A 244-nucleotide genomic window follows, 5' to 3' on the forward strand; every position below is an offset into this window, starting at 1 on the left:
CATCATTTTTTATTTTATTATAATTAAAAAATTTATTATCTAAATCTAGCTCATGATAATAATCTAATTCAATTATATTTTTTAATTCTATACCCACATCTTTTGTATTAAAATTAGATATATCTGGATTTATATCTATTTTTATAGAATTATCATTTTTATACACATTTTTTAAAATAACATCAACAGAATAATTTTTAATTAATTCTGATAATACTTGAACAAATATTACATTAAATTTTTG

The 244-nt window shown here is 15.2% G+C and carries 1 protein-coding gene; it reads right to left on the reverse strand.

All coding sequences use genetic code 11. From position 1 onward, the window contains the following. The coding region (locus HY29_RS19335) for a hypothetical protein (RefSeq protein WP_206741905.1) at nucleotides 1-244 on the reverse strand (244 nt) is incomplete at both ends.

Source organism: Hyphomonas beringensis, assembly GCF_000682755.1.
Lineage (GTDB): Bacteria > Pseudomonadota > Alphaproteobacteria > Caulobacterales > Hyphomonadaceae > Hyphomonas > Hyphomonas beringensis.